This window comes from Vicinamibacteria bacterium (assembly GCA_035620555.1).
GTDB lineage: Bacteria > Acidobacteriota > Vicinamibacteria > Marinacidobacterales > SMYC01 > DASPGQ01.
Map to the genome: position 1 here is coordinate 25531 of DASPGQ010000382.1, position 7526 is coordinate 33056.

7 protein-coding genes are annotated in these 7526 nt (G+C 62.7%); all 7 read right to left on the bottom strand.

Annotation, left to right across the window (positions count from 1 at the left end; genetic code table 11):
• Positions 1 to 15: 15 nt before the first annotated feature.
• Entirely contained in the window at positions 16 to 1410 is a 1395-nt protein-coding gene (gene icd, locus VEK15_15550) for an NADP-dependent isocitrate dehydrogenase (GenBank protein ID HXV62114.1), read from the bottom strand.
• A 75-nt stretch (positions 1411 to 1485) separates the two neighbouring features.
• Positions 1486 to 2733 (bottom strand): outer membrane protein transport protein, encoded by a 1248-nt coding sequence (locus VEK15_15555; GenBank protein HXV62115.1) that lies wholly within the window; start codon positions 2731 to 2733, stop codon positions 1486 to 1488.
• A gap of 79 nt (positions 2734 to 2812) precedes the next feature.
• Positions 2813 to 3286 carry a hypothetical protein gene (locus VEK15_15560; protein ID HXV62116.1) on the bottom strand — a complete coding sequence of 158 codons (474 nt, stop codon included), beginning with the start codon at positions 3284 to 3286 and terminating at the stop codon, positions 2813 to 2815.
• A complete protein-coding gene (locus VEK15_15565) occupies positions 3283 to 4455 on the bottom strand; it encodes a pyridoxal phosphate-dependent aminotransferase (protein HXV62117.1) in 1173 nt (390 codons plus the stop codon). Before VEK15_15565 ends, VEK15_15560 begins: the two co-directional genes overlap by 4 nt.
• The gene (coaD, locus tag VEK15_15570) at positions 4452 to 4946 is read right to left on the bottom strand and encodes a pantetheine-phosphate adenylyltransferase (GenBank protein HXV62118.1); all 495 of its coding nucleotides are present in this window, start codon (positions 4944 to 4946) and stop codon (positions 4452 to 4454) included. Before coaD ends, VEK15_15565 begins: the two co-directional genes overlap by 4 nt.
• Before the next feature lie 33 nt (positions 4947 to 4979).
• Complete coding sequence (gene rsmD / locus VEK15_15575) at positions 4980 to 5525, bottom strand: 16S rRNA (guanine(966)-N(2))-methyltransferase RsmD (protein HXV62119.1); 546 nt, start codon at positions 5523 to 5525, stop codon at positions 4980 to 4982.
• A gap of 3 nt (positions 5526 to 5528) precedes the next feature.
• Positions 5529 to 7526: ATP-dependent DNA helicase RecG (recG, locus tag VEK15_15580; GenBank protein HXV62120.1), on the bottom strand; the 1998-nt coding region annotated here is incomplete at its 5' end.

Consider the following 7526-nt stretch of genomic DNA (forward strand, 5'->3'; position numbering starts at 1 on the left):
CTCGTACTCCTTGCGTCACATGTTCTCGATCATCGCGGTGGCGAACTCCGACGTTTTCAGGAGCGTCGCGCCCTCCATCAAACGATGAAAGTCATACGTGACACGTTTTTCGGCAATCGTCTTCTCCAGGCTCGATTCGACGAGGTCGGCCGCCTCGTTCCACTTCATGTGACGGAACATGAGGACGCCGGACAGGATGACCGAGCCGGGATTGACCTTGTCGAGATCGGCATATTTCGGTGCGGTTCCATGGGTCGCCTCGAAGATGGCGTGGCCGGTCACGTAGTTGATATTCCCGCCCGGAGCGATGCCGATGCCCCCGACTTGAGCGGCCAGTGCGTCGGAGAGATAGTCTCCGTTCAGGTTCATGGTGGCGATGACATCGAAGCTCGAAGCGCGGGTGAGGATCTGCTGCAACGTAATGTCCGCGATCGCATCCTTGATCAAGAGCTTCTTCTTCCACTGTCCGTCCCCGTGGCTCCTCCACAGGTTCGCGAGCGTCGTCTCGACGTCGGACCGGACCGAAGCTTTCCGCTCCTCGGGCATGAGGTCGTATCCGGGCTCGATGGCGCGCGCGTTCTCCACTACGGAGATGCCCGCGTTGTCCTCGCGGTTGCCGAGAATCCAGGTCTCCCGCTCGCTGACGGTCTCGTCGCGGAACTCCCTTGCCGCGAGAGCATAGCCCCAGTCGCGGAACGAGCCCTCGGTGAACTTCATGATGTTCCCCTTGTGGACGAGGGTTACACTCTTCCGCCCATGGTCGAGCGCGTATCGGATGGCCGCGCGCACCAGCCTCTCCGTCCCTTCGCGGCTCACCGGCTTGATGCCGATTCCGCTCGTCTTGGGAAACCGGATCTTTCGGACCTTCATCTCCTTCTCGAGAAAATCGATGAGCTTCCGCGCCTCGCCGGATTCCGCCGGGTACTCGATACCGGCATAGATGTCTTCGGTGTTCTCCCGGAAGATGACCATGTCCACATCGCCTGGCTTTTTGACCGGGCTCGGCACGCCCGCGTACCACTTGACCGGCCGAAGGCAGACATAGAGGTCCAGCTCCTGGCGCAGGGCGACGTTCAAAGAGCGGATGCCTCCACCGACCGGCGTGGTGAGCGGACCCTTGATCCCTACGAGGTAGTCGCGGAACGCGCTCAGCGTTTCGTCGGGAAGCCAGTTCCCGGTCTCGTTGAACGCCTTCTCGCCGGCGAGGACTTCATACCAGCGAATGCGGCGCTTGCCGCCATAGGCTTTCTCGACGGCGGCGTCGAAGACACGCTGGCTGGCTCGCCAGATGTCGCGGCCGGTGCCGTCGCCCTCGATGAAGGGAATGACCGGGTCGTCGGGAACCTGTAGTACTCCGTTCTCGATCTCGATGCGTCCGCCTTCGGGCGGCGCGTTCGGGCTCGTGCTCATGGAACTCCTGTCGGAACGATGGGATGTGTGATCGCGCTGGACGCGAGTGAAAACGCAAGTTTATCATCGCTCGACTCAAAGCCGAAACGCGAACCCGAGGCTGAAGGTGGCGAGGTCCTGGCCGAGCTCGATCGCGGTTCCAGGTATCTCGAGGATGGTTCCCCGGTTGGTATGCCGCAGCGCGTACACGACGCTCCCGACGATATCGACTCGCTCGGTCAGCGCCACGGTGAGCCCTCCCGAGAAAGCGAGCTCGTTCACCGCCGGCAACTGGATGTTGAACAAAGTCGCGGCGTCGGGAATGGGGTTGCCGTTCCAGGAGAAACCCGCTTGCACGTCGATGAGCGAGCTGAGCGGGCGTTTGGCCCCGACCGCAATCGCCCAGATGCTCTTCCACCCTAGCCCATCGTTAGCAGGCGTGGTACCGAAGAGCTTCGTGTTGGCGTAATCGAAGTACCGAACGTCCACGGCCAAGACCGTATCTTCGAACCCGTGATAAGCGGCGCCGAGAGAGACGATCCAGGGAAGCTGGAGCTCCAGGGAAAGCTGGCGCGGATTGCCTTTCTCGTCCTTCGAGTTGTAGTCGAATCGCTCGAACCACTGAGGGCTCTTGTACGACGCGCCGAAGCTCCACGGGGTACCGGGTCGATACAAGACTCCGAGCTGAAAGCCCGCTCCCCAGTAGGAGCGGCCCTGGGTCGCCGGGGGAAAGAGTCCACCCGGATTACGCTCGGCGAACAGCGCCGGATCGAGCGCCAGGAACATCGACGTGACCTGGGCCCCCACTCCGACGGAGAGAGTCTCGGAAACGTCCTTCGACATCACCGGTGCGATCTGAAGGCCGGAGACTCGAGACGACACCGGGCCGAGACCGAATGACCGCGGCGGATCGAACGGCTTCAACACCGGATTGAACTCGCTCGCGGGAAAGTCGATCGTACGGCCCACGAGACCATAGACGCCGAGCCCGTAGGTGTAGGAAGAGTTCTCCGGGCGACTCACGACGCCGAAAGCCGGCGCGGCGGCGAGTCCACTATCGCTGCGATTGCTTCCGAATTGACCGGTCGACTCGACCGAAGAATCGAGATAGGTATCGCCGTACACGAAGTCCACGCCGACGAAGATCTCGCCGTCGACCATGGCCGCCATCGCGGCTGGGTTCCAGTAGACCGCTCCCGCCGCGTCGAATGGCGCCGCCGTCGAAGCGCCCGCCATCGACCGATGCGTCGCTCCCGCGCTCGGAAAGACGATCCCCTGTGCTCGACTGTCGCTCACCCACGAAAACACGAACGCAACCAGAACGAATGACCCCAGTTTGCTCAATGCCCGCTCCTTGTTTTTCACCGGACGATAGCAGAAGGGCCCGGTTCGGGTCAAGATGTTGTGTTCTTTTTTGCGGAGGCTACTTGATATGGGGGTTCAAGTGCGCGTCGAGCTCCGACTCGGGGACGTCCAGGATCCTGGCGGCGGTCACTCGATCTCCCTGGCACTCGTCGAGCACGCGCCTCACATGGGCCCGTTCTGCCTCGCGAAGGGTCATCGGCGCACCGTCGTCCGACGACTCGGGCGGGAGCGACTCGAGCCCGAGAAAGCTCCACACGTCCTGCCCAACCCGGTCCTCGAACGTATCCGAGAGCGAGGGAACCGGTCCGACGGCTTCGTCCTCGTCGATGCGCTCCACACGGTGGAGCGGAAAGAACACCGTCGAAAGCTGCATATCCGTCTCTCCGCGTGCGACCGCTCGGCTCCAGTCGTCGAACGAGTTCAGATGGATGCCCCGAAGCGTGATTCCGCTCGTCTGGACCGAGAGAAGGATTCCCCACACTTTCTCGCGAGGATTCTGGAGGCTGACGAGCACCGCCGAGAGCGTCTTCATCGAGACCGAAAGAATCGCTGGAGTCGGCGAATACCCTCCTCGATCCGCTCCCGCGAGGTCGCGAAGCTCACTCGCCAGTGCCCATCGCAGCCGAATGCGAGACCGGGCACGACGGCGACGCGCTCCTCGTTCAGCAGGGCACCGGCGAGATCCGTCGCCGTCTGGCTCCGGGGAACGAAACGGGAGACGTTGGGAAACAGATAGAACCCCCCGCCCGGCTCGGCACACGTCAGCCCCTCGATGGAGAGGAGTCCCTCGCGCAGCCTCTCCGAGCGCCAACGATATTCGGACACCATCTCCGCGAGCCTCGCCTGATCCGATCGCAGAGCGGCAAGCGCGGCGCGCTGCGAAATCGAGCTCGGATGGGACGTCATGTGGCTTTGGAGCGCGTCGCATCCGGCTATGAGATCGGGGGGACCGAGCGCCCACCCCAGGCGCCATCCGGTCATCGCATAAGCTTTCGATGCCGTTCCCGCGACGACGAAACGCTCACCGAGCCGCCGCTGAAGCGTGGCAAAAGCTCCCCCGGGCGCGGGCTCGAACATGAGTCGTGCGTAGGTGTCGTCCCAGATAAAGAAGATGTCACGTCCCTCGACGAGATCGCCGAGCGCTTCGAGCTCTTTCCTGTCGATGACCGCTCCGGTGGGATTCGAAGGAAAGTTGAGCAGCAGAACCCGAGTCTTGTCCGAAAGCGCCGGGCGGATGGCTTTCGCGGTCGTCCGAAACCCGTCGGCCTCTGACGTCATCGCGAAGGCGGGCTCTCCGCCCGCCAGTCGAACTTGCTCGGGAAACGTGCTCCAGTAGGGAGTGGGAATGATGACTTCGTCGCCCTCGTCCACGATGGCGAGGATCAAGTTCAGGAGCGCATGCTTGCCGCCACTCGTGACCAGAACGCCGGATGGTTCGAACTCGAGCCCGTAGTCCTGCCGATATCGGTCGGCAATCGCCTTCCGCAGCTCGGGCGTTCCCGAATTTGCCGTGTAGCGGGTGAAATTGCCGGCGATGGCCTGGATGCCCTCGTCTTTGATGTGCTCCGGCGTGGCGAAGTCGGGCTGTCCCGCGGAAAAATCCACGATGTCTTCGCCCGCCGCGCGAAGCCGCATCGCTTCCGCCATTACCGCCATCGTCGGTGATGGCTGGATCAAACCGACGCGACGGGCGAGCCTCATGTTCTGGATCCTCGTACTTTCTCCAAGAGTCTCCTCTCCACGCCGTCGGGCACCAGCCCATGCACGCTCCCGCCAAGGCTCGCGACCTCTTTCACCAGCCGCGAGCTCACGTACGAGTAATCTTCCGCGGGCATCATGAACACGGTCTCGATGGTCGGGGCGAGGCGCCGGTTCATCAGTCCCATCTGGAACTCGTACTCGAAATCGCTGATGGCGCGAATGCCGCGGACGATCGCCGTGGCCTTCCGGCCCGCGGCGTAGTCCACGAGAAGCCCACTGAAGGCGTCAGCCTCCACGTTGCCGCCGTGGGCGAAGGCTTCACGGATCATCTCCAGACGCTCTTCGACGGTGAACAGCGGCTTTTTTTCCACGTTCTCGAGCACGGCGACGATGATGGTGTCGAAGAGCGAGCTGCCTCGTTGAATGATATCCACATGGCCCAGGGTCAGCGGGTCGAAAGATCCCGGGTAAATGGCAATCCGCTCGGACATCGCGGAAAGCGTAACACATCCGTTCGTCGGGAATCATTCGGTCAGGGCGAATAGGGTGAAACAGCTCTCTCCCGCCCGAATCATCCGTTGGCTCACCAGGTTTCCGATGCGATCGGGAAGCTCCCGTTTGTGATGATGCTCGAGGACGACGAATGCCGAATCCGACAGAATCGTGCCCCTTCCGAGAAACCGCAGGAGCTTCTCGGGTTCCATCGACCGGTAAGGTGGATCGGCGAAGACCACGTCGAAACGTCCCGAAAGGCGCGAAAGGGTGGAGAGGACGTCCTTCCTGATGACTTCGGCTCGGTCTAGGAGTCCGAGCTCTTCGATGTTTCTGCGGATCGCTTCCGCCGCCGCTCGACGCCGCTCCACGAGCACGGCGTGGGCCGCACCTCGTGAAAGGGCCTCGATGCCGAGCGATCCCGCCCCGGCGTAGAGGTCCAGAACCCGAGCTCCTTCGAGACGGCTCGCCAGGACGTCGAAAAGGCTCTTCTTCAACCGTCCGCTGGTCGGGCGGGTCTTCGTCCCGTGGGGAGCCACGAGCTTGCGGCCCCGAAGTGCGCCACTTCCGATGCGCACGGGTCAACCAGCCTCCACCAGATCGAATCGCTCTCCCCAGTGGTCGATGACCTGGCGCAACAGACGCTCGCCGGATGGCGTGCGCGACTCCGCCGAGCTCAGAAACAAAGCCGCTTCACGCTTCGCGTCCTCGAGGATTTTCTTGTCCCGCGACAGGTCGGCGATTCGAAACAACGGCGTTCCCGACTGGCGCGTACCGAAGTACTCGCCCGGCCCGCGGATGTCGAGGTCGCGCTCGGCGATGGCGAACCCGTCGTTCGTCTCGAGCATCGCCGCGAGACGTTTCTCCGCCTCGTCGGTCGTGGGTTCGTAAGTCAGGAGGATCGCTCTCGAGGCGGCTGTCCCTCTGCCGACACGGCCCCGAAGCTGATGGAGCTGCGAAAGCCCGAAGCGTTCGGCGTGCTCGATCACGATGAGCGTCGCGTTGGGGACATCGACTCCCACTTCGACCACGCTCGTCGCGACCAGTACGTCGACAGAGCCGTTGCGGAACGCTGCCATCACTTCTTCCCTTTCCGGCGGAGCCATGCGGCCGTGCACCAGCGCCACCCGACGATGGCGGAGGATGCCTTTTGCCAGCGATTCGTAACGCTCCACCGCCGCTTTCAGATCCATCTTCTCGGACTCCTCCACCAGCGGGCAGACGTAGTAGACCTGATGTCCACCGGAAACCTCCGCCTCGATCGTTCGAAACACCCGCTCGATGTGCCCCGATGACACCCGCTCGGTTCGAATCGCCGGTCGCCCGGGTGGAAGCTCGTCGAGCACCGAGTTGTCGAGATCGCCATAGAGCGACATCGCCAGACTGCGGGGAATGGGAGTTGCCGTCATGAACAGGAGGTCGCAGCCGTAGCCCTTCTGTCGAAGCTCGGCCCGCTGGATGACGCCGAAACGGTGCTGCTCGTCGATGATGGCGAGGCCGAGCTCCTTGAAGGTCACGTCTTCCTGGATGAGAGCGTGCGTTCCCACGACCATGTCGACGTCTCCCGCGGCGATCGCCGTGACCCGAGCCTCGCGGTCGACTTTCTTCAGTCGCGAGCTGAGAAGGGCGACTTCGATCCCCGCGGGCTCGAGCAGTCGATGGATGTTCTGGAAATGCTGCTCGGCAAGAAGCTCCGTCGGCACCATGAACGCGACCTGGGCGCCGTTCTCGATCACGATGACCGCAGCGAGGACGCCCACGATGGTCTTCCCCGATCCTACGTCGCCCTGGACCAGGCGTCTCATCGGGACGGTCGACTCGAGATCCTCGGCGATGGTCTTGAGCACTTCGCGCTGGGCGCCGGTCAGACGGAACGGAAGAATCTTCCGAACGACTTCCCGGATTCGATCGTCGACGGGGAACGATCGCCGCTTGGGAAGCTCCTGGTTTCTTGCCCGTCTCAGCCCCTGGGCGAGAAAAAAGAGAAAGAGCTCTTCGAAGATCAGCCGCTTCTGCGCGGGAGCACGAAAACGAGCGTAGAGATCGAGCTCGGATCCCTCTTCGGGAAAATGGACTTTCTCGAGGGCTTCGGCATGTGTCGGGAGCTCGTGGCGTTTCCGGATGTCTTCGGGGAGGAGCTCGGGGACGTTTCGCGGCATGCCAGAGACGAGAAAGTGGAGAACGCGGCGCAAGACCTTGGGGCTCATCGCTCCGATGCGTTCGTAGACGGGAACGATTCGCCCCGCGTGAGTCGGGACGTCTTCCCCGCCCGATTCCACGAGCTCGAACTGAGGGTTCGTTACTTCGGGGAAGAGGCTGAAGCCGCTGCGCTCGAACTTGCCGAACAAGAGCACCCTCCGGCCCTGGGTCAACGTATCCTTGAGATAGTCCTGGTTGAACCAGACGGCTTTCACACTGCCGGTCTCGTCCTTGGCCATCATCTCGACGAGGGTGAAGTTGCGACGTCTCGTTTTGCGGATGTGCACCGACTGCACGACGACTTCGACGGTGGCTTCTTGTCCCGGCTCGAGCTGGGTCACCTTCAGGCGGCGGCTGCGGTCCTCGTAGCGGAAGGGAAG